The following is a 21,800-nucleotide window of genomic DNA, read 5'->3' on the forward strand; positions in this document are numbered from 1 at the left end:
CTATTGCCTAATATGGGGAAAATTCAAGTGCAGATAATGGGGAATTTTCATTTGCAGTTGACAGAAAGGCAGTACTGGCAGACCAACAGGAGAAAGGCTGTCTATGGAGGAAAAGCTAAAACGTGCCGAAGCTCGTATCAAGCTGCTCGAGGCGGAGAACGACTTTCTAAAAAAGCTCGATGCGCTCGAAACGCAGAAGATGGAGAGGAAACATTGACGCCTTCCGAGCGCTACCAATTGATTAACCAAACCATCCGTCAACACAACTTGCAGCGAATGACACGTTATCTGTGTAAGCTTGCTTGCGTGAGCGCGAGCGGTTATTATCGCTGGCGTACTGCCGAAGAGGTTCGCCAGCTCCGTGAGGATGCTGATCAACACGACTTCCGACTTATCAAAGAGCACTTTGATGCTCTGCGTGGCAAGGCAGGAGCTCTTGTGATTAAAATGCGGATTGAACGTGTAGATGGCATAATCATGAACCATAAAAAGATTCGTCGATTAATGCGTAAATATAATCTTACAGCTACAATTAGACGTGCTAATCCTTATCGCAAAATGGCGAAAGCAACACAACAGCATCAGACATGCCCTAATCTGTTGAATCGCCGGTTTGACCAAGGGGAGCCAGAGAAAGTACTGCTCACGGATATTACTTATATGCACTACGGTAATGGTCAATGTGCCTACCTCTCGGTAGTCAAAGATGGGACGACAAAACAGATCCTAGCTCACTATCTTTCTTCTTCCTTAGAACTTTCATTGGTAGAGCGTACACTAGAGAATCTGCTTGAACGACTTGATGGAAATATCCATCCAGATGCCATTCTCCACTCTGATCAAGGCATGCATTATACACATCCTAAATTCCGTCTCCTCGTTAGGAAAGCAGGTTTTAAGCAGTCGATGTCCCGTAAGGGAAACTGCTGGGATAATGCTTCGATGGAATCGTTTTTCGGTCATATGAAGGATGATCTGGATTACAAGGAGTGCCAGACGATACAAGAGTTACGGGACCAAATCGACGATTATATCACATATTACAACTCGGGTCGCTACCAATGGTCATTAAAAAAGATGACTCCTGATGAATTCAGAAGCCATCTTTTGACTGCCTAGCTAATGGACTTTTTAAACTGTCTACATTTAAGGTCACAGTTCACCAAGCAGTAGTCCATGTTTTTTTAAATTGCTGATTAACGAAGCAGTTGCAATACGCCTTGCGGCAGTTGGTTAGCCTGAGCCAGCATCGCTTGAGAAGCTTGAGTCAGGATGTTGTTCTTCGTGAACTGCATTTGCTCTTTCGCCATATCTACGTCGCGGATACGGGACTCAGCTGCAGTCAGGTTCTCGGAAGTGATGTTCAGGTTGTTGATAGTGTTTTCCAAGCGGTTTTGGTTTGCACCCAGATAGGAACGGGCTTTACTTACATTATTGATTTGAGTTTCGATCGCACCCAATACAGCAGATGCTCCACCTTGGCTGCCGATGTCCCAGCCGCTTACAGCTGTAGCTACAGCACTCAGGTTGAAGCTGGAAACAGTCAGAGTCAGAACTTGACCTGCAGCCTCACCAATTTGCAGCTTGATATCTTTGCCGCTGTTGCCGTTGAGCAAATGAATTCCGTTGAAAGTAGTGTTGTCTTTAATATTTTTGATTTCCTTGGTCAGTTCAGACAGCTCTTCTTGCAGACGAGCGCGGTCAGCATCGTCACCATAGGTACCGTTCGCAGATTGAGTAGCGATTTCTTTAATGCGAACCAGCATGTTGTTTACAGTTTGCAGAGCGCCCTCAGCAGTTTGGATCAGGGAGATACCGTCTTGGGAGTTGCGGGAAGCTTGCTCCATACCACGGATTTGTGCACGCATACGCTCGGAGATGGAAAGACCAGCAGCGTCGTCAGCAGCGCGGTTGATGCGGTAGCCGGAAGACAGCTTCTCAACGTTTTTCGCCAAAGAGCCAGTGTTTACGCCCAGTTGACGGTGAGTGTTCATTGCAGAAATATTGTGGTTGATAATCATTTCTGTTTCCTCCTTGATTTTCGGCAGTCACGTCCCTGTGACTGCTGCAAGTAATTGGGAACCATCGCAATCGCGCGCTTGCGACCTTTTCCCTACATTTTTATTATCGGAATAGGGTCGTAGGACCTTTAGTGTTTTTTCTACTTTTTTCTTCGGAAAAACAAAAAAAGTGACGATCATTTTATTGATCATCACCCGGTTGTGTTTTCCTGAGTACTTCTTTCATCTTGGCCCAGTCCGTTTGGTGCTGGGTGGCCAGTCTGTTTTCTTCCTGGATTGCCTCGTAAATCTCCTTGCGGTATACCTCGACGTTGCGTGGGGCCTCAATCCCTATGCGGACTGTATCGCCCTCTACGGCGATCACTTTGATTTCAATGGTGTCGCCAATCATGATCGATTCATTTTTTTTGCGGGATAAAACGAGCATGGGCTCACCACCTATTCTGTCACGGCCGCTCTGGGTTCTAGCAACGGCTGGCGAATGGAATAACGGTCATCTTGCAAAATCACCTGTCTTGCCATGCGTTTTCCCAGATTGACGACGATCGGAGCCTTCAGGTTGGCCGTTACCTGATTTTCTCTAACGGTAATAATGACAAATACTCCGATTGGTGTATCCTCTTCGATGCTGAGCGCCGTTTTCGCTGCTTCCGTCAGGGAAAACTCATACTCCGGAAAAAAGACGAAGGGATTGACTACCCAAAATCCGACTTCTTCTTCTTCGGCAGATTGAATCAAAAAAAACGGACTTTCCTCCTCCTGCTTCAGCAGGAAAAACTGCAGATCGCCAAACCCTGGTATTCCATCCTCAAAAAACAGTTTGCCCAATTCCACCTGTTGGTTTGCATTCATAATCGTCCCTCGCTTATACGCTTCGATCAACAAAAATGCCTACCGCTTCCATCTGGAGGCTTGGCCATTTCAAGATATAAGGCTCTACTTTTCCGGGCGTATACGTATGGACCGGCGGCTTCAGGACCGGATCCATCCTCATCCCGTTTCGCTTTACATCGATCACGACCGGTTTCTTTTCAAACTGTACGTGCACACCCTCATCCAGGGAAGCAGCCGGAGGTGTGTAGCCGTCTCTCAGCAAAATTCCTCTGTCCAAAGCCAGATCGGCAATGGGGTTTCCCCCGGATTCGATCCGCATCATCGTATCGCCTTCGTAGCTGATTTGGCCGATCGCTTCCAGGAGCTTTGACCTTCCGTAGGAAGCGATGTTGTCGCTAAATTCCATGCATGTCATGATGCCGATGTTGCTGCGGGCCTGACTCGCATCGAGAGACATCTCCATTCGGCCTTGCTGGATTGTGAGAACTGCGGGCTCTTGGCGCAAATTCATCTCGGCGCGAGGCTGTTCAATTTCCTGAACAGGCTTTCGTATGTTCAATCCAAGCTGGACGAAGGTGCTCTGCATCCGTATGTACGGCAACTGCATCCTTCCAACCTCCCTTCACTCAGGTCAACGCAGGAAGTCCAACAATGTCGGCTGGATGATCCGTGCACCAGCCCCCAAGGCAGATCGGTGTACGCCTTCCTGTGTTTTCAGGTTGGTGATGACCTCGGCGATGTCTGCATCCTCGTTTTTGGACATTAATTCTTTAATGTTAACTTCCTGTACGTTCAGGCGCTCTCCAATCAATTCGATGCGATTGACACGCGCTCCGAGTGTTGCTCGTTCCGCCAGCAGATTGTCGTATTGCTGGGAGATTTCGTCCTGGAATTGGGCTGCTGACCTTCCATTGTTCAACTCTTCGATTATATTGTCCAATACTTTAAACATGTTCCCCGCATTATCCGGATAATTGAATATCTTTTGGGCATTGATATTGGCAGCAGCAAATACATTCTGACTTAATTCGAGAAGCACTTCCGAGCTGTTTTTGTTGATAAAATCCCCTTTTCCGCCATTTGCATTTTCATCGTACGGGGCTTTGTCTGTTTCGGTACCGGCAAAGATGTACTTGCCGTTGATCGTTTGGTTTGCAAGCGTCCCCAGATGCTTTTTCAGCTCCGCTATTTCCGCTCCCATGGTCTTCAAATCATCCGGCGAAGTGGCTCCGTTCCCTGAATACACAAGCAGCTCGCTGACACGCTTCATGACGTTTCCCACTTCATCCAGCGTCTTGTCAGTCAAATCCATCCAGGACATTGCCTCACTGGCATTGCGCTTATACTGATCATTTTCCATTTGGGAAGAACGATAGAACATTCCCCTGGTCGCCACTACAGGGTCATCGGATGGGAGGTTGATCTTCCTTCCGGATGCAAGCTGTTGCTGCATCTTGTCCATATTCAGCATCGATTTATGCAAATTGCGGAGCATGTTGCTGTTCAGCATGTTTTGCGTGACACGCAAGGCCATGTTCATTCCCTCATTTCAATTAAGCTGTAAAAATCACAAGCCCACTCGACCCATACCGTTGATCACTTTATCCAAAATCTCATCCATGCTTGTCATGACACGTGCGGAAGCGGTGTAAGCGTGCTGGTATTTCACCAATTCGGCCATTTCATCGTCGATGGATACTCCGGATACGGATTGGCGCTGGTTGTCAATCGTTCCCACAATCATCTCCGCATTTTGTTGATTCCGCACCGCCTCTTGGGCGTCGATGCCCAACTGGCCGATTGTATAACGGTAATAGTCGTCTAAAGAAGAGCTTTCCTTCAAATCATTGGGTCCTGGACCGGGTTGGAGCACCTTGAACTTGATTGCCGCGATTGCGAGAGCGTTTTTGTTGTTTCCGGCTGCATTTCCGCCGGTTTCCGGCTGTGCGGCTGCAATCGCATCCAGGCTCGCCAGGATCGCCGGATTAATGGTGATCGTCCCCGCCCCTTTTGGATAGTCCTTTCCTCCTGCCGGAGTGGATGCATCTACAAAAAACGGCAAGTCTTGCGGTCCCCCGTTTTTCATATCGTTTAAACTGACGCCTGTTCGATGGACATCGTTAATTTCTTTGGTCAGGTTGATCGCCAGTACGTCCAAACGGTGCATGAGATTGGGAACGATTTGATTCCGGGACTCGTACACGCCAGCCATATACCCTGTCGTTGGCACAAATACGCCGCCCTCCAGCGTCATATCGAGCATCCCGTCGGCATTCTGTTGTGTCGCTACCGGCAGGGACTGGATGCCGTTCACGAAGTTTCGGTTCTCGATCGTAACGTTTACCATCCCGTTGGCAGCCGGCGTCACTTTCACTTCGACCAGCTTGGACAGCTTGTCGAGCAGAACATCCCGTTGGTCGTAAAGGTCATTCGGCGTATAGCCATGCGGTACGATATCTCCGATTTGCCGGTTCAGACTGGCAATCTGCTGTCCGAGGGAGTTGATCTCCATAGCCTTAACGCCTACCACGTTATTAAGATCCCTCTGCACTTCCTCCAGATGCTTATACAGACTGTTAAACGTATCGGCAACCGCCTTCGACCGCTCCCTGACGACAGCTCGTGCCGACGTGTTGGTCGGGTCTTTGGCAAGATCCTGCCATGCCTGCCACATCTGGTCCATTACCTTTTGAAGTCCGGTATCGGATGGCTCGTTCATAATGCCTTCCAGCTTTTCCAACGTTTCCAGGCGGCCGTCCCAGTAGCCTTGACGCTTGTGCTCATTTCTGAATTGCGCATCAAGAAAATCTTCCCGCAATCGTTGCAAGCTTACGACATTAACCCCTGTTCCCAGCAGGCCGGGTTCGATCGTTGCCATCATGCCAGGGTACGGCAGCCCCGTTGTCGCCTGCATATTGGCTCTCTGACGCGTATATCCTTCCGTATTCGCGTTTGAGATGTTGTGTCCCGTCGTATTCAGGGCAGATTGCTGCGCGAACAATCCGCGCTTGCTTACTTCTATTCCGTGAAAGGTAGAGCGCATATCGGCACCTCTTTACTTTATTTTCCTCATGCCTTTTTGTTAAAAAACGTCCGTGCATGGTTTCGATACCCATCCGCCCTTGCTGTTCTGCCGTAGATAAAGTCATCCTCCGGCGAGTCCGTAAGCAGATCCAGGGTCATAGTTACAAATGAAAGAGACTGCTCGAGCAGCTGCTGATTCAATTCGTTCGCTTTTCGCAGTTCGGAAACAATCCGCGTCAACTCATCCCGAGCCTTCATCAAGCGGGCCTTCTCTTCCGGGCTGGTCGTCAGCTTGATCAATTCCGCCAGGGTGCCGTTGTCGCGGTGAATGCCTTGCTCGGCAAACATTTGGGCAACGAGAGATTGGCGCGTGTCCTCGGCCGCACTCACGGCTTTGATCAGCTTTTTCTCCTGAGTGGTAATGGCCAGCAGTTGATCCACGTCGCCTTTGATTAAGACTTCCTTTTTTTGCACCGCCAACGTCTGCAACGCCTTATGCAGCTCGATCAAGTTGTCGAGCAGCTCGTAGAGGTTGCTCCATTTCGTCATGCTGCTCCCTCCACCCAAGTGGTCTGATGGTCCCTACAGCTTGCGCCAGAAGGAGAGGAACTTCTCTGCGATCTTGTCGCTTGGGACCTTGTACGTTCCTTCTTCCACCTGCTTCTTCAGGTTGTTTACCTTTTCTCTCCGTTCAGGAGACTGGGGGTCTTCCACCTGTTTCAACATTTCCAGCGCCTCATTCGAGATGTTGACCTCGTCCTTGCCCATCGGGATACGCCCGTTTTTGGCCGCCGGAGCCTTTCCCGTGTTGTTGTATGCATTGATCATGCCTGTGCGATTAGGTTCGTTAATTCGCATCTATTACCCATCCTCTCAAACCGAAAAAACTTGGCAATCCATTCGTCTCCGCATCGCTGCCGTTTCATCTATAGGGAGAACGAAAAAAAGAAAACCGACGATACTGTCTCTTAGTAGTATCATCGGCAATTTCCCTTTGGTCGATTAGGTTTTTTCGCGAAAACTATTCGCCAGGTTTCGCCCTTCTTCGATAAGCGGCCTGTGCGAGTTTCTCCCGTCTTTCCTCTTCCAATCTGCGGTCTACTTCACTTTGCTGGGTAATATCGTGCTGCAGACTGCGAACACAAGAATCGCAGAGGTTTCCACTGCGGATCAAGAACCCGCAGCTTTCGCAAGGATAGCCAAGATTGGGGCTTCCCTCGATGGAGATGCGCCCTTCTTTGATAAATTTGGTAATCTGTTTGACACTGACACCTGTTGCCTCGCTTACCTGATGAATGTTGGCTCCCCGATTTTCTCGTTTCCGCAAAAACCTGGCACACTCTTCGTATTCCTTTTCCACTGCCTGATAGCATTTGGGACAAATATCACGGACAGTCTGTACAAACAGGGCATCGCAGCGCGAACAGTTGGAAAGCTTGCCCAAGGACATAAAGACAACTCCTTTAACCGATCCAAGTCTCATTTGTGATAAAAACTGGATATACTACCATCATATCGAAAAATGACGAATGTACAAGAAGAAACGCTGATTGTTCGAAAAAGGTCAAATAAATTGCAGGGTTATCGAAAGCAGGTAAGAGCAGACACCTGACAGGCATGACCCAGCGCTTCCTGAATCGCTGCGGCACACGCTCGCAACGTGGAACCAGTCGTATAAATATCGTCAACAATCAAGATTTCGCGAACCTGTTTTCTGATGATCCCACTGATTTGGCTGCCTGAATACATACAGGTAAAAGCCCCGCGCATATTCTCCTCCCGCTCTCTCTTGCCGCGCTGCTGACTGAGCTTGGCCGTCTGCTTTGATCGTTTGAGCAGGGGAATGTACGGTATGCCAATCCGTTTTGAAAGTCCATCCGCTACCAGCTCCATCTGATTGAACCCTCTATCAGACAGCCTGCTTTCATGCAGAGGCACTTCCGACAGGCAGGAGAATCCCGCTGAATGATAGCTGCGATAGTATTCAATGGCCAGCAAGGCGCTAAAGAAAGCAGCCATCCGCTCGTCTCCGCGGTATTTAAAGCGACTGAGCATTGCCTTTCCACACTCGTCATAGGGCAGCAGCCCTCTGTTTCGCAGAAGAGAATTCCCTTTCTCCTGAACAGCCAGGCAATCCTTGCACACCCTCCTCTCCTGCTGACTGAAGTCAGCTCCTATTGGGGACTGATACATCTTTTCCCCGTTTCTCACCTGATTAACCATATCCCGACCGCAACACTCACAGATGAGAGTGCCAATCACTTGCCATTCTGCCAGACAACTGCTGCACAACGGCAGACTGTCGACCAGCCGATAGATCCGGGGGTATGTGGCTGGCCGTGACAGAGCGCGACTCCATCGCCCGACGAGCTCTTCACGGCGTCGTCCCGAAACGATTCCACCGCAGCTTACACAGGCGGCCCCGCTCATGACTGTCCTCCTGCCTGCTGCAGACTGGCAGCAAGCTGGTTCATCCGATTGATCTGCCGAATCGCCGCTCGGGATGCGGATGTCCGGTATTCTTCGATAAAAAGCACTGTACCGCTTGGCGCGTCGCTAGACCTGCCCACTCGACCCGCAATTTGCACGAGTGATGCCTCATCAAAGACAGGAGCTTCCGTACCGACGACAATGACATCGCTGCGTGGAATGGTCACCCCTCGTTCCAGAATCGTCGTCGTTACCATTACCAGCAATTGCTTGGCCCGAAAGAGGCGAACCTTCTCCTCTCTCTCCGGATCTGCCGCATGGACTCCTGCCATCGCTTGGCTGTATCCCGGCAGTCTCCGTTGCAAATAACCGAGAACAACGGGCACCTGGTCGACTCGCGGGACAAACACAAAGACCTGGCGTCCGCCATCCAGCGACGCAGCCAGCGTCTCTAGCAAAGGCCGAATGGAGCGGCCGGCTGACAGATGTTTATGCAATCCCCTGACCGTACAAACGAGTGGGACGGGCAGCGGCGAGCCATGATACCTGCCCGGCAAAAGAACATGCGTCCGGGAATGCATATGCGATTGAGCTCGCTTGGGCACCAAGCGCTTTTGCAGGTAGCGCGGAGGTGTCGCGCTCAAGTACAAAATCTTGCCGCCGGGCTGCACCGCTCGCGATACGACGCGGTACAAGACCGGATTATTGTGGTAGGGGAAGGCGTCCACTTCGTCAAGCACAACGAGCGGGAATCGATGATAAAACCGCATGACTTGATGGGTGGTCGCTATCGTAATGTCGCTGTCCTCCCATTTTTCTGTACTGAAACCGTGGACGGCAATCACCCGGGCATTTGGAAAGACTTTCGCGATCCGTGGAGCCAGCTCGAGCACCACATCTTTTCGCGGAGTAGCAATCAATACCTGTCCACCAGCTCGCAAGGTCTCAGCCACTGACGGAAACAGCAGCTCCGTCTTGCCCGCTCCGCATACGGCCCAGAGCAAGAACTCGCCGAGGCCCGGCCTGTCCGAGGCAACGAACTGGCGCGCTTTTTCCGCAGCCATCTTTTGCATCGGCGAGTAGGTGCCTTGCCAGTCGAGAAGAGCTGCTCTCCGTTCATAGCTTGTGCCCGCCATTCGCTCTCCGGTGAAACCACGATTTACCGTCCGCTCACAGAGTTTTCCGGGACTTACAGCTTCATAAGCTTGGCTTGCCTTTTGCCTCGGGACACAGAAATACGGTGTGCAGCATTTGCTTCGCCCCATATCCAGACACTCTGTACAGTAGGCACACCCCTGTCTGCATGAATGGCAGCGCGTCAGCACGATCGTTTGCTCCGATCCGCACCTCGCACACGTGAACAGCATGCGATGTCGCAGCCAGCTCCTCCTTATTCTCCACTCAATTCCCGGCCTCCGCTCTGCTTTTCCCGATAAGACGATCCACTGAAAGCAGTACTCCAGCGACCTTGGTGCCCATCCCTTTTTGTTTAAAAGAACACCGACCTCGTCCCACAAAAGAGCGCGCCCGCTCATCCATGCAAGCAGCCGTTCGGATTCGCGTTTCAGTTCATCGGTGTCTTCCAAAGTATCTTTGCTTGAAGGCGACAAAGGAAGCGTGTCTGCTTGTTCTCCGCTCCCCCCCACACTTTCAAGCGATAACCATTCCTTTTCAATCGGAGTCATGCCTGCTGCCTGCTTGCCGTATAATACAGTAGCCTCTCTCACGTGAGCGGAGGCGAGAGCGCGATAGCTGTCCACGCTTTTTTCCGTAAACGCATGATCTCCAAGCGCATTGTTCAATTCTCCGCGCAGGGAAAAAGCGAGAGCCAGTGACTTGCTTTTGCCGATCACATACAGCTGTGCCCCCTCCCTTTCCCGCCAAAATGCCTGATCTACCTGAAAGCACGGCGTGATATGGGCTTGCGCCGCTCCCCCCGACACTTTGATGTAGAGCAAGTATTCCCGCATAGACTCAACCCCCGCCGATTGTTGTTATGGACAGTTTGCAAAAAGACTGCAGGGGATGCAAAGAAATCTCTACGGAAATCCCATTGGAACTCTCATAGAAAAGCAAGAGCCCTCTGAAAACGCAAAAAAGCGCGCTATTGCGCGCGCTCCTGTTCGCCCTTCTGGCGAAGATCTATGGTCATGACGGGCTCGCCGAACGCGCCTTCCCGATCTTCCCTGCACGGGTAGTCTGTCCGTTCCAACACCGTCATGATCCGGATGGTATCGTCAACCGATCCATCATCTTGATACGAAATGCAAATAGGGGTTCCTCGCAAATACGAGTGGAATTGAAGCTTCCTGACAGCTTGCTCCACCACATCCCCCGAATTGAACAGCAGCAATCGATAGTGCTCGTAAGTCGGAGGGACATCTTTTGTCGTCCGCCTGATCCAGAAATTCGCCAATCCCACAAGTAAAGAGGAGCACCCATATGCCGCCAGCAACCACACGACCAGCTCTTCCATCACGGTCATACCTCCTCTTACGATCAAGGTATGCGGGATAGCTTGGACACGGTGCTGCCAAACGGCAAATCACAAGCAGAAAAGAAGCTGCTCTACAGTTTTACCCAGCCATTCTTGATGGAAATAACTACAGCTTGCGTACGGTCCTGCACGCTCAGCTTTTGCAAAATGCTGCTGACGTGGTTTTTCACCGTCTTTTCACTAATAAACAGGAACTCCCCGATCGCACGGTTGCTCTTCCCTTCCGCCATCAGCTGGAGAACCTCGCGTTCACGGCGGGTGAGCGACTCAATTACCTTCGGATCGATTGGTTCCGCATCATCCACGGCTATACCGCGATCATTCGTTCCTTCCTGCTCGCTCAACCGGCGGAATTCCTCGATCAGCTTGCCGGTTACCTTTGGATGTATGTATGCTCCACCCGAAGCGACGACACGCACCGCTTCGACGAGATCGTTCGTGCCCATTTCTTTCAGCAAGTAGCCTGACGCCCCCGAGCGAAGCGTACGATATACGTATCCTTCATCGTCGTGGATCGACAGCATGATGACGCGAGTGCCGGGACTTACGGAAATAACTTGTTCCGCAGCGGAAACACCGCTCACATTTGGCATGTTGATGTCCATCAGGACTACGTCGGGCTTGTGGTCCTCGGCCAGACGGAAAGCTTCTTCTCCGTCAGCGCCCTCTCCCACGACTTGAAAGTCCTTTTCCATTTCCAAAATACGCTTGACACCCTCACGGAACAGTTGGTGATCATCCACAATAACGATGCGAATTTCTTGCTGTACCTTCTCCATATTTCATCCTCCCTGTACACTCTTGCTTCAGAATTTGACTGGTATTTGAAACATGACCTTTGTTCCCTCTCCAGGGGAAGACTGCAATTCCATCGTTCCCTCAAGCAGCTGGGCACGTTCTCTCATGCCGAGCAGCCCGTAGGAGCCTCCCTTGGCCTTTTGTGCTGCCTGATCAAAGCCGATTCCGTCATCCTTGACCACTAGGCGCAACGTATTTTCCTGAAATTCAATTTTTACCTGAACCATACTGGCCCCGGAGTGCTTTTCAACATTGTTCAAGCACTCCTGCACCAGTCGAAACATCGCAGCCTTTACAGAGCTTTTCAGCGGCTGCTCTACGCCAAAGACAACCAGATCCACGGAGATTTTCGTGCGGTCCTCATACGTCTGAATGTACTTCTGCAGCGTCGGGACCAGCCCCAGATCATCCAATGCCATGGGCCGAAGGTCAAAGATAATCCGTCTGACGTCAGCCAGACTGAGGCGGACCATTTCCTTCAATTCGTGCAGCTCCATCTGCGCTTCCAGAATGCGTTCATTTTTCAGCATCTTTTCGACAATTTCAGACCGCAGCACGACGTTTGCCATGGATTGAGCGGGCCCGTCATGGATTTCACGCGCTACCCGCTTCCGCTCTTCTTCCTGCGCCTGGATTACTTTCAGACCCATCAGCTGATGCTGTTTGGCCTCCTCCAGAGCTTCCCCTACCTTGCTCAGGTCGCCGGTCAAGTACCCCAGCACAACCCCCATCTGCGTAACCAGCTTTTCTGCTCGCTCGATTGTTTCCTCCAGCGTGCGAAGCTGCCTCTCCAGATCGTTTCTCCGCTTTTTCAAATTGTCTTCCCGTTCCCGGTAAATGGACAATTCTACCTGAATACGGTTGGCTTCTTCATAAGCGATGCGGATGTCTTCCTCTGTGTATGTCTGAAAATTACGGCTAACCAACACCAGGCGCGCTCGCGCCCTTCGGTAGGAGAGCTCCAGTTCATCTACCTTGCTTATCACTTTCGCTATTTCCTGCCGCAATTCATGCAAATCATGTTTTAAGGAATTTCCTTCTTGCCTGGCATTTTCGGCGATCTCGAATATTTGCGATTTGCTCGTCTCTACCGTCTCGATCGTGCGATTGATCACACCATCCAACATGGTAATACTGATCGCCTGATTCATTATTGATCTCCTTCTACCTCGTTTTTGACCGTCTGGAACAGCGCCTGCAGCTTGGGCACATCCATTTCCCTGATCCCGACATCGTATCTGGGGATGGAAAGCGGATTCACCTGGGCCGTTACCACACCTCGATTTGAATTGAAGACAAATCGGTAGCCCGCTTGCTTGGCTATGTCCAGTACGATGTCATTGCTGTATCCAAACGGCAAGGAAATAGCTTGCACCTGCTTGCCCACCAGATCGCTCAAGCCGACCCGCGACATCGTAAAATCTACGTAAAGGCGATTGCGGTATTCTTGTTCGTCTTCGAGCCGTTTGAGCTCCTCCATGTACACAGGTGCTGTCTCCGGTCCCAGATCTCCCCATTCGTTGCGGGCCCTCTCGTCGTGAAGACTGTATGTATGAGAAGCGATCTCCACCAACCCGGTCTGCAGCATTTCCTTCACTTGCGGACGGGATAGCGGCGTGGTCATTTTTTCTCTCTTTCGCTCCTCGGTATCCCGCAATCGTCCAAGTATGGCAAAGTTGACCGATGGGAACCGATACTGCTGCATTACGGGAAAAGCATGTGTGTAATAACTTTCATACCCATCATCAAATGTAAGCAAGACTGCATTCTCAGTGGGCAAAACTCCTGTCTCGACAAAACGCACAAATTCCGCCAGTGATATCGGATGAAAATTGTTCTCGAATAAAAACGTCATATGCTCTCTAAACTGCTCCGCCCCAATAACATAGCGCTGGTCAGAATCGTCGGTCACATGATGGTACGTCAATACGACTACCCGATCTCTATACCAGAGCTTGGAGGACGCTGCTTCTTCCCGGTTTTTTTCTGTCTGTGGTGCAGCCGATTGCTCCTCGCTTGTGCTTATAGACGTAGTGACATGGGGGAAAGGTTGCACTTTTGGAGCCTCCTCTTTAAAAAAAGAGGCAGTATCGGGCAGTCCGGCAGTCACAACGAGCCCTAGCGCAATGAAAAATACGAGAAAGAAGGGCCACCTCTTCGGCACAAAAAACTCCCTCCTTTATGCCTATATAGGAATTTCGACATATACGAACGGATTCCTTTATGAACTGAATTCCAGCAGTTTGCCGCAAGTCTTAAGGCCTAGTCTTCTTAAAAATATAGAGGAAATCCGTTTTCAATGACAGAAAAAGAGCCTAGTGTGTATCACTAGGCTCTCGCGCTTGGTCTTTACTTGGACAGCCCTGCTGCATCCTGCTTGAGCGCTTCTGCCTTATCTGTGCGCTCCCACGGCACATTCAGATCGTTGCGGCCAAAATGGCCGTATGCCGCGGTCTGCTTGTAGATAGGACGACGCAGGTCAAGCTGCTTGATGATACCTGCAGGACGAAGATCAAAATGCTTGCGGATTAGTGTTACCAATTGGTCCTCGGCAATCTTGCCGGTCCCAAATGTATCTACGCTGATGGACACTGGCTGTGCGACACCAATTGCATAGGCCACTTGTACTTCGCATTTTTCAGCCAAGCCGGCAGCGACGATGTTCTTCGCTACATAGCGGGCTGCATATGCGCCGGAGCGGTCCACTTTTGTCGGGTCTTTTCCGGAGAAAGCACCACCGCCGTGACGAGCGTATCCGCCATAGGTGTCGACGATAATTTTGCGGCCTGTCAAACCGGCATCCCCTTGTGGTCCGCCAATAACAAAACGGCCAGTCGGGTTGATGAAGTATTTGGTCTCGGCATCCAGAAGCTCTGTTGGCACGACAGGCTTGATCACGTGCTCCATCAGGTCGTTCTTGATTTGTTCCAGAGTGGTTTCCGGAGCGTGCTGGGTAGAAATAACAATCGTATCAATACGAACCGGCTTATCGCCGTCGTATTCTACAGTCACCTGTGTTTTACCGTCTGGGCGCAGGTAGCTCAAAGTGCCGTTTTTACGCACTTCGGTCAGACGGCGAGCCAACTGGTGAGCCATGCTGATCGGCAAAGGCATCAGTTCAGGAGTCTCGTTGCAGGCGAAACCAAACATCAGACCTTGGTCGCCGGCACCAATCGCTTCAATCTCAGCATCAGTCATTTTCCCTTCGCGGGCTTCCAGCGCCTGGTCTACACCGAGGGCGATATCGGCAGACTGCTCGCCGATAGCGGTCAGAACGCCGCAAGTGTCGGCATCGAAACCAAACTTGGCGCGATCGTATCCGATTTCACGGATGGTGTCACGGACGAGCTTTTGAATATCCACGTACGTGTTCGTGGTGATTTCCCCTGCCACGAGTACCAGACCAGTGGTAACGGAAGTTTCGCATGCTACGCGAGCATTTGGATCCTTGGACAAAATGGCGTCCAGGATAGAGTCGGAAATTTGGTCACAAATCTTATCCGGATGACCTTCGGTGACGGATTCAGAAGTAAACAGACGACGACCTTTTTGCAAAGACATGTGTACTACCTCCTTTGACCTCATACAAATAGTGTGGTAGCCGAAACAGGTTCTTATTAGACGAAGGCACAAGCAAAAAAAAACCTTTTCCTGTTTTAGAGGAAAAGGTGCTTGGTGTTTGCGTTCCCTACCCTCTTATCGGCCAGAACAGGTATCCGTTCTGCTGGTTAGCACCGCTCGAGTCGGTTGCCGGGCTTCATGGGGCCAGTCCCTCCGCCTGCTCTGGATAAGAGTATCCATTACGGATAATAGAATAATCGTTTTTATAGCCGGTGTCAATAAGCGCTTAGCGCAATTCGTATTTGCCGCGAACCATAATGTGCGCGACACCATTGTAGTTTGCATTCAAGCGCAATCCGCGATTGTCCGAACGGGCGATCAAGAGCAGATGATTGGCAGCCACCTGAGCTCCCGCTCGCAGGTCCTTGCCCTCGGTAATATCTGTCAAGCCATCGCCTTTATCGCCGGCTACTGCTTGTACTTTTCCCGTACGGACGATAAATTCCGTACCCTCAAAACCGTACAGCGTCTGCCCCGGGTGCAGCTCAACCACTGTCAACCCCGTCGAGACGGATGCACCGCCTGTGCCTGCGCCTCCGCCAAGAGCTTTTTGAATTTGCTGATCCACATAGCTTTTGGTGACGACCGGATCATCCGCTGAGCCCGGGACACCGGAAACGCCGTCTGCCATCGCCTGCGAAGCAAAGACCCCCATCCCGACAATTGCTATGGCGAGGATTCCCTTGGTTGCTTTTTTCATTTATGTTCTCTCCTTTTCCATAGAGTTACAAACTGTAAGCCTTCGCCAGCAGGACGACCACCTCTGCACGTGTAGCTCTTCCCTGCGGCTTGAACGTCCGTCCGTAACCGCTTATCCACTTTTTCGCCGTCAGCGCCTCAATGGCGGGAGACGCCCAGTGACTTGTCGGCACGTCGGTAAACGATGACCTGCTGCGATTATAGAGCACGAGATTATTTGCTCTGGCTACCATCAGTGCCATTTCTGCCCGTGTGATCGATTGATCCGGCAGCATGGTGCTGTTTGGATAGCCGCTGATGATGCCGAGCTGGTGGGCAGTCAGCAGATTGCCATAGGCCCAGTGATTTTTAGAAAGATCCTTGAACGGATTTCTGCCTGTATACGTAACGATATTCATCCCTTTGGCCCGCATGGACTGGATCAGCATCGTCGCAAACTGGCCTCGAGTCACCGACTGGTCAGGCTTGAAGGTCGAATCATCAAAGCCTTTGACGACTCCCTTCGTGCTGAGTCTGGCGATCTCGTTGCGGGCCCAGTGCGTGGAAATATCACGATAACCCGCGATCAAAGGCTGCTTGGTCAAAGTCAGCCGGTACGAATCGTATTTAAACGGCAATGTGGTTGTCAGACGGATATAATACTTGCCCGGCTTCAGCTTCATGCCAAGCACCTCTTTGCCCAGATCGGACAGCTGCGCTACGTCGTTCGTGGCAAAGAGCGAGTAGTTCAATGTATCCGAACCGTACAGCTCCAGCCGCATCCCTGTCGATACGGGAACGAACGGAGCGCGTATGCTGACGTAGGATTCGGAATCGACCGTAAATTGGAACCAGTCCTGATCGGTATGAGTAGGCAAGGTTCCTGTCATCAGCGTTCCGTTGGCCAAAGGTGACGCCTGGCGATATGTATCGTTGGGCTCATTGGTATCCTTCCGAATCGGCGTATAGGACACGTCCAGCTTGTACTCGCCGTTCACCTGATTTCGCCAGTACTCGGTCAGCCTGATGTAGTATTTGCCCGGCGATACTTCCTTTTGGGCGCGCTCGGTCGGGTCATTCCGGTCGCCTTTGTCAAATTCTTCAAAGGCTTGTCCCTCTTTGCCGATCTTCATGTTCAGGTCGATCCGCTTGGTATCGGCAGTGACTGTTACGTTTAGCCGGCCGTATTCGCGGACATAGTAAGAAAACCAGTCCTCGTCGCCCTCTTCATGGAAGTTCCCGATTACGGAAATTTGGTTGCCTACCAGCGGGCGGGCCGTATCCATTGTATTGTTGCGCTCATACTTGTCCGGATTGATCGTAAACCGGCTGGTCAACAGATAGGTAAAGCCCTTCACACCGAAGCTTCGCTCCATCCTGATGTACATTCTACCAGCTTTCACCGGTACAGTCAGCGTGTCTCCGTTCCCTATGTAATAGGTAGAAGCTTCGCGATTTTCAGGGAAGAAAGTAGCAGCCAGCGCAGTTGTATTCGTTGAAGTGACGGTTGAGACCAGTGTGACTTTTCCGTCGTAAGGGATATCCATATAATACCAGTCGGTTTTGTCTGACTCTGATAATTTCGCTCTCAGCTGTGATTCAATCGGAAATGCCTTTGCCTGATTTCGCGTATTGTTTGGTTCATGAAAATCCATCGACAGCTTTTCACTGACGGCTCGATTGACATCGAGCAGCCCGTATCCCGTTTGCCTGTCCCAGCCGCGCTCTCCAAGGTCTGCAGCCGTCTGGTACAACAATTGGCGCACATCCAGGGGCGTCATATTCGGATTGCGCGCAAGCACCAATGCCGCAGCACCCGCTACCTGGGGCGCAGCTGCTGAGGTGCCGCTAAACATTCCGTATTTCCCCTTTGGCTTGGTTGTGTAGATATTGAACCCTGGGGCGACGAGATTCAATTCCGGTCCTGAGTTCGAATCGTAGAGCGGCTTTAAGTTTTCTTTGACGGCTCCAACGGCGATTACCGTCGGATACGCTGCCGGATAGGCGACGCGGTTCGCTTCGTTCCCGCTGGCGGCGACGACGACTACCCCGCTCGCTTCCGCCCGCTGGATGGCCGCTGTCAACGTTTTCGAATAGGACAGACTGCTGACTGACATCAGGATGATTTTAGCTCCTCGGTCAATCGCTGCATTGATCCCTTTTGCGAGCAGCTCCACATCTGTCTCCCCGTACTTGTCCAACACTTTTATCGGCATAATCCGCGCATTCCACAACACGCCGGAGACTCCGATCCCATTGTTTCCCCTGGCGGCCAAAACCCCCGCAACAGCTGTGCCATGTCCGTTCGCGCTGTCGTCCTGGGCAGGCTTTCCGGGCTGCACCAGATTGACTCCTGGAAGGACGTTTCCTTTCAAATCGGGATGGCTATAATCCACTCCGGTATCGAGAACGGCGATGGTAATATTGTCGTTTCCGGTGACTTTTGTCCAGGCCAAATCAGCCTTGATCTTCTTCAGGTGGCTTTGGTTATTGATATATCTGTCAGAGGGAAGCGCCGCCTTTGCTGTCTGACCCCCTGCAAACGCAGCCGATATTCCCACTGTGACGGCGAGAGCCGCCATAATTAATCTCTTCATGAACTACAGTCCTTCCTCCCTTTTTCCGACCGAAAAAAGGAATGCAGGTTGTTCAACGCTTGTCCTTGTAAAAAAGAAAAAGCCCCGCTCCCTTACACTCTTATTCTATTCATTTAGCATAGCGGAACGAAAGTGAGAAACGCAACCCTATTCAGGAAATTGCTGGGATTGAAAAAAACGATAGAAAACCCCCTTTTCGCGGCACGAAAAGGGGGAGCTTCCTACTGCAGGAATCCTTTCGACTTGGTTGCGTCGAATACCTTAGATTCCTTCTGTTGTTGATGCGCCTTCGGAATAAAGACGGTACATTCGTCCAAAGTGTATCCTTGTTTCTTGATCGAAGAAGCAGGGATCTCAAACGCGATAACGCGGTAATCCTTTGGTTCTACTTTCATGTTTTCCAATGTGTAGCTGACACGGGCGATATCATCGCCGTTTGCATCAAGGACAATGATCGGAACTTCGGTAAATTCCAGACGTTTATCCAAGCCGTTGCGGAACAGCACAACCACTTTCAAACCGCCTTTTTCCCCTTCCTTCAGGCCCAATGCCTTCAGGTCTACCTTGCCTTCTTCTACTGGATTGTCCGCGACTTGCTGGCGGTAGTATTCGATTTCATCCATTTCCAATTCTCCTCCTGCCAATACAGATTCACCCGATTGTTTACTCGGTCTTTGATAACCGAGAGTAAGCGGAACTTCCTTCTCCGGAAGATCGTCAAATTCATCCCAACGGAACAAAAACTCGCAAGGACGGCTGGACTCATCGCCAATCGGTCCAAAGGTCATCATTTCAAAGCTCTTGGTGGCTACAACCTTCCCCTCGGGTGTCACCAGGTTCAGGCGCAGACGATCCAACAAAATGCTTTGCTGCGTCGAATTGCGAATATAAGTGAGCACGAGGTAGCCTTCCTGTGTCACCTGGGTGTAGAACGGGAAAATCCCGACTTCATCCCGAACGACTGCTGGAAGCTCATCGTGAACAAAACGAAGCAGCTCCGCTTCTTGCTCATCGAGGGTGTCCCACGGGCCGTGGAGGCTGAGAAACAGCTCCTTCGATGGCACACGGTTGGAGGATTGCTCAGGATTCTCAATACCGGACACTCCGAGATAAATCTCCTTGTGCAGGTTCTCCTGAATTTCCTCACGCACCGCTTCCAAGCTTTCCTTGGAGCCAAACCAGTTTTCCAATAACCAACTCATGCAGTATCCTCCTCATACCACAGCAATCTGCTTGCCATCTGTTCGCTTTACGTGGTAGTAACTTCCAAAGCCCATCTGCGGATGTCGGCATCCGGCTTTTTCACCATTTCCGCCGGGAACACGACCAGCCATGGACGGCTCGTTTTGGGGCGAACCTTAACCGTGCTGGCATCGACCAAGCCGGTAGCTACCACATCGCCTTCCATATCGGATATGGTAATCCTCAAGGCCTTCGGAGTGAAGTCAAACGGGATTCCGTTGCGGAACAACAGACCGGCCACCAGACGCCCATCCTTTGTCTTTCCGATATCAAAACCGGTAATCTCTACCGTATCAGCCTTGATTGGCGGCAAGACTTTCGTGAAATACTCCAAACGGTCTTTTTGCCGCTCTGTCATGCGCGCTTCCATCTGCGGGTCGAGCTCAAGCTCATTGGGCCATACGTACGGGCTCTTGTTCGCCCGCATCAAAACCTTCCAGTTCTTGAAATCGAAGTTGTCATGCAGGAAGCTTTCAGGCGGGAAGTGCACTTCCCACGGACGGCTTGAGAACGGAGGAATTGTGCCCATGTCAGACAAATTGATCCGCTGACGCGCAAACGGAGTGTCATCGAAGTAGATAGCCAGCCGAATGTTCTTAAATTTGACCGGAGCCGGAGTCCCGTTGCGGAAAAACAATGCCACGTTGACGCCGCCAGTCGGCTGTGGAATCATGCTAAATCCGATAACACTGACAGACCCGTACTTTATCTTTGGCAGCTCAGCCTGCTGAAAACGGAGCGTATACTTTTTCTCGTTATCAAGCTGCTCTTCCCATAATGGATGCAGAGAGAGCTCTGTGCTGACTTCTCCCGAAACCCCTGCAGCTTCTGGCTGTACTGGAGTTTCTTTCTCGATCTCCTGTTCATCCAGCTCATCGAGATGAATAGGTGCCTCTTCCCGAAGCTCTTTCTTCAATTCTTCCTCGGAAAGGTTTTGGCCCTGTTCTTTGTTCACCAAGTTTTTAAAAAAAGAAAACATGTACATCCTCCTCACCTGTCCGAAGCACGAACGATGACTTTTTTCTATGATAAAGGTTTTGCCCAAACGGGGTCAAATCCAGTTTTACTCTATTTGTGCTTCTTGGGGAATACTCACCTTCCAGCGGGACAGATCCGGCTCTTCTATCAGTATGCTCTCTTTTGGGAAGATGAACATCCACGGTTTGCTCGTATTTGCGTTGACGGTAAGACCGCCGAGCTCAAACAAGCCGACGGCAACCTTTTGTCCGCTGGCATCGTAGAGCGCGAGCGGAAGCTTTTCGAAAGAGAGCGACTGCACGGAACCATTGCGGATCAACAGAATCACATGCAGGGAGCCTTCTTTGGAACGTTGGACCTGCACACTTTGAATGTTGACCTCTCCTTCTTTCAGCGCCGGCAGACGTTTCGCCAGCTCGATCAGGCCTTCCTTCTGCTCGTCGGAAAGCGTCCGAATCCAGGACTCCTCCAATTCAAGCTGCTGCGGAAGCACCATCTTTTTCTGGGCCAGTTCAAACGCAATTTTCCAGTTTTGCAGCAGGACATCCACTTTCAGGAAATATTCACTACGGAATACAAACGACCACGGACGTGCCGAATGAGCCGGTATTTCTCCTGCTTCGGACAAATCAAATGTCTGACGGGTAAACAGCTCTTCTTCGCCAATCAGGATCACGAGCGTCATATTCTGCAATCGCACAGGACGATCCGTACCGTTGCGCAGAAAGGCCGTTACCTCAACCCCCTGTTCATGGGGCACGAGAGAAATGCCTGCCAGCGATATATTGCCGGGCTCCAACGGCGGCAGTTCCTGTGCCGTAAAGGACAATGCGTACTTTTCCGATGCATTCAGGCGCTGCTCCCAAGATTCATGCAAGGACAGCTTTGTTATTCCGACAGCCCCTGCCGGTTTCTTGGCGGCGCTTGCCGGTTTGTCAGCAGGCAGGCCTGTATCCTGAGCGGAGAGGATCGACTCCTCTCGCAGCTGTTCCTTTATTTCTTCCGGTGTCGGTGTTTTCCCCATCAGATTTTTCAAAAAGGATAGCATATCTTCGCTCCCAACTTTTCTCTACATCTATA

22 protein-coding genes and 1 riboswitch are annotated in these 21,800 nt (G+C 51.1%); of the genes, 1 reads left to right on the plus strand and 21 read right to left on the minus strand.

Features of this window, described 5'->3' with window-relative positions:
* Window positions 1-51 precede the first annotated feature (51 nt).
* Window positions 52-1,119 carry an IS3 family transposase gene (locus tag NSQ24_RS23760; RefSeq protein WP_339166747.1) on the plus strand — a complete coding sequence of 356 codons (1,068 nt, stop codon included), beginning with the start codon at window positions 52-54 and terminating at the stop codon, window positions 1,117-1,119.
* 77 nt (window positions 1,120-1,196) lie between these two features.
* Here the strand turns inward: NSQ24_RS23760 and NSQ24_RS23765 are convergent, their stop codons facing one another.
* The 21 genes from NSQ24_RS23765 to NSQ24_RS23865 all read right to left on the minus strand — a co-directional run bounded on the left by NSQ24_RS23765 (window position 1,197) and on the right by NSQ24_RS23865 (window position 21,768).
* Entirely contained in the window at window positions 1,197-2,021 is an 825-nt protein-coding gene (locus tag NSQ24_RS23765) for a flagellin (RefSeq protein WP_003388323.1), read from the minus strand.
* Window positions 2,022-2,202: 181 nt separating this feature from the next.
* Window positions 2,203-2,448, minus strand: coding sequence for a carbon storage regulator CsrA (csrA, locus tag NSQ24_RS23770; protein ID WP_003388324.1), 246 nt, complete (start codon window positions 2,446-2,448; stop codon window positions 2,203-2,205).
* A gap of 11 nt (window positions 2,449-2,459) precedes the next feature.
* The gene (locus tag NSQ24_RS23775; RefSeq protein ID WP_024984131.1) at window positions 2,460-2,873 is read right to left on the minus strand and encodes a flagellar assembly protein FliW; all 414 of its coding nucleotides are present in this window, start codon (window positions 2,871-2,873) and stop codon (window positions 2,460-2,462) included.
* Between the two features lie 13 nt (window positions 2,874-2,886).
* The gene (locus tag NSQ24_RS23780; RefSeq protein WP_251246998.1) at window positions 2,887-3,462 is read right to left on the minus strand and encodes a DUF6470 family protein; all 576 of its coding nucleotides are present in this window, start codon (window positions 3,460-3,462) and stop codon (window positions 2,887-2,889) included.
* A gap of 24 nt (window positions 3,463-3,486) precedes the next feature.
* Window positions 3,487-4,389, minus strand: coding sequence for a flagellar hook-associated protein FlgL (gene flgL, locus NSQ24_RS23785; protein WP_003388327.1), 903 nt, complete (start codon window positions 4,387-4,389; stop codon window positions 3,487-3,489).
* A gap of 33 nt (window positions 4,390-4,422) precedes the next feature.
* Window positions 4,423-5,898, minus strand: a complete 1,476-nt coding sequence (flgK, locus tag NSQ24_RS23790; RefSeq protein ID WP_003388328.1) for a flagellar hook-associated protein FlgK — start codon at window positions 5,896-5,898, stop codon at window positions 4,423-4,425.
* A gap of 26 nt (window positions 5,899-5,924) precedes the next feature.
* Window positions 5,925-6,428 carry a flagellar protein FlgN gene (locus NSQ24_RS23795; protein ID WP_024984134.1) on the minus strand — a complete coding sequence of 168 codons (504 nt, stop codon included), beginning with the start codon at window positions 6,426-6,428 and terminating at the stop codon, window positions 5,925-5,927.
* A gap of 33 nt (window positions 6,429-6,461) precedes the next feature.
* Window positions 6,462-6,737, minus strand: coding sequence for a flagellar biosynthesis anti-sigma factor FlgM (gene flgM, locus NSQ24_RS23800; protein WP_003388330.1), 276 nt, complete (start codon window positions 6,735-6,737; stop codon window positions 6,462-6,464).
* A 163-nt stretch (window positions 6,738-6,900) separates the two neighbouring features.
* Window positions 6,901-7,329 (minus strand): TIGR03826 family flagellar region protein, encoded by a 429-nt coding sequence (locus tag NSQ24_RS23805; protein ID WP_003388331.1) that lies wholly within the window; start codon window positions 7,327-7,329, stop codon window positions 6,901-6,903.
* Between the two features lie 131 nt (window positions 7,330-7,460).
* Window positions 7,461-8,309, minus strand: coding sequence for a ComF family protein (locus tag NSQ24_RS23810; RefSeq protein ID WP_024984136.1), 849 nt, complete (start codon window positions 8,307-8,309; stop codon window positions 7,461-7,463).
* Window positions 8,306-10,279 carry a helicase-related protein gene (locus tag NSQ24_RS23815; protein ID WP_339166754.1) on the minus strand — a complete coding sequence of 658 codons (1,974 nt, stop codon included), beginning with the start codon at window positions 10,277-10,279 and terminating at the stop codon, window positions 8,306-8,308. Before NSQ24_RS23815 ends, NSQ24_RS23810 begins: the two co-directional genes overlap by 4 nt.
* A gap of 134 nt (window positions 10,280-10,413) precedes the next feature.
* Window positions 10,414-10,788, minus strand: coding sequence for a glycosyltransferase family 2 protein (locus tag NSQ24_RS23820; RefSeq protein ID WP_141334254.1), 375 nt, complete (start codon window positions 10,786-10,788; stop codon window positions 10,414-10,416).
* 89 nt (window positions 10,789-10,877) lie between these two features.
* Window positions 10,878-11,585, minus strand: a complete 708-nt coding sequence (locus NSQ24_RS23825) for a response regulator transcription factor (RefSeq protein WP_003388337.1) — start codon at window positions 11,583-11,585, stop codon at window positions 10,878-10,880.
* A gap of 27 nt (window positions 11,586-11,612) precedes the next feature.
* Window positions 11,613-12,755, minus strand: coding sequence for a sensor histidine kinase (locus NSQ24_RS23830; RefSeq protein WP_003388338.1), 1,143 nt, complete (start codon window positions 12,753-12,755; stop codon window positions 11,613-11,615).
* On the minus strand, window positions 12,755-13,768 hold the full coding sequence (locus tag NSQ24_RS23835) for a polysaccharide deacetylase family protein (RefSeq protein ID WP_003388339.1): 1,014 nt from the start codon (window positions 13,766-13,768) through the stop codon (window positions 12,755-12,757). Before NSQ24_RS23835 ends, NSQ24_RS23830 begins: the two co-directional genes overlap by 1 nt.
* A gap of 185 nt (window positions 13,769-13,953) precedes the next feature.
* A complete protein-coding gene (gene metK, locus NSQ24_RS23840) occupies window positions 13,954-15,159 on the minus strand; it encodes a methionine adenosyltransferase (RefSeq protein WP_003388340.1) in 1,206 nt (401 codons plus the stop codon).
* 138 nt (window positions 15,160-15,297) lie between these two features.
* Window positions 15,298-15,398: riboswitch (SAM riboswitch) on the minus strand.
* Between the two features lie 53 nt (window positions 15,399-15,451).
* Window positions 15,452-15,925 (minus strand): hypothetical protein, encoded by a 474-nt coding sequence (locus tag NSQ24_RS23845; protein ID WP_003388342.1) that lies wholly within the window; start codon window positions 15,923-15,925, stop codon window positions 15,452-15,454.
* Window positions 15,926-15,950: 25 nt separating this feature from the next.
* A complete protein-coding gene (locus NSQ24_RS23850) occupies window positions 15,951-18,500 on the minus strand; it encodes a S8 family serine peptidase (protein ID WP_031932650.1) in 2,550 nt (849 codons plus the stop codon).
* A 221-nt stretch (window positions 18,501-18,721) separates the two neighbouring features.
* Window positions 18,722-19,702 (minus strand): SLAP domain-containing protein, encoded by a 981-nt coding sequence (locus NSQ24_RS23855; protein WP_031932651.1) that lies wholly within the window; start codon window positions 19,700-19,702, stop codon window positions 18,722-18,724.
* 47 nt (window positions 19,703-19,749) lie between these two features.
* Window positions 19,750-20,721 (minus strand): SLAP domain-containing protein, encoded by a 972-nt coding sequence (locus NSQ24_RS23860; RefSeq protein WP_339166758.1) that lies wholly within the window; start codon window positions 20,719-20,721, stop codon window positions 19,750-19,752.
* 84 nt (window positions 20,722-20,805) lie between these two features.
* Window positions 20,806-21,768, minus strand: coding sequence for an accessory Sec system S-layer assembly protein (locus NSQ24_RS23865; RefSeq protein WP_031932653.1), 963 nt, complete (start codon window positions 21,766-21,768; stop codon window positions 20,806-20,808).
* Window positions 21,769-21,800: the final 32 nt, after the last annotated feature.

Source organism: Brevibacillus sp. FSL L8-0520 (assembly GCF_037963895.1).
In the GTDB taxonomy this organism is placed as follows: Bacteria; Bacillota; Bacilli; order Brevibacillales; family Brevibacillaceae; genus Brevibacillus; species Brevibacillus borstelensis.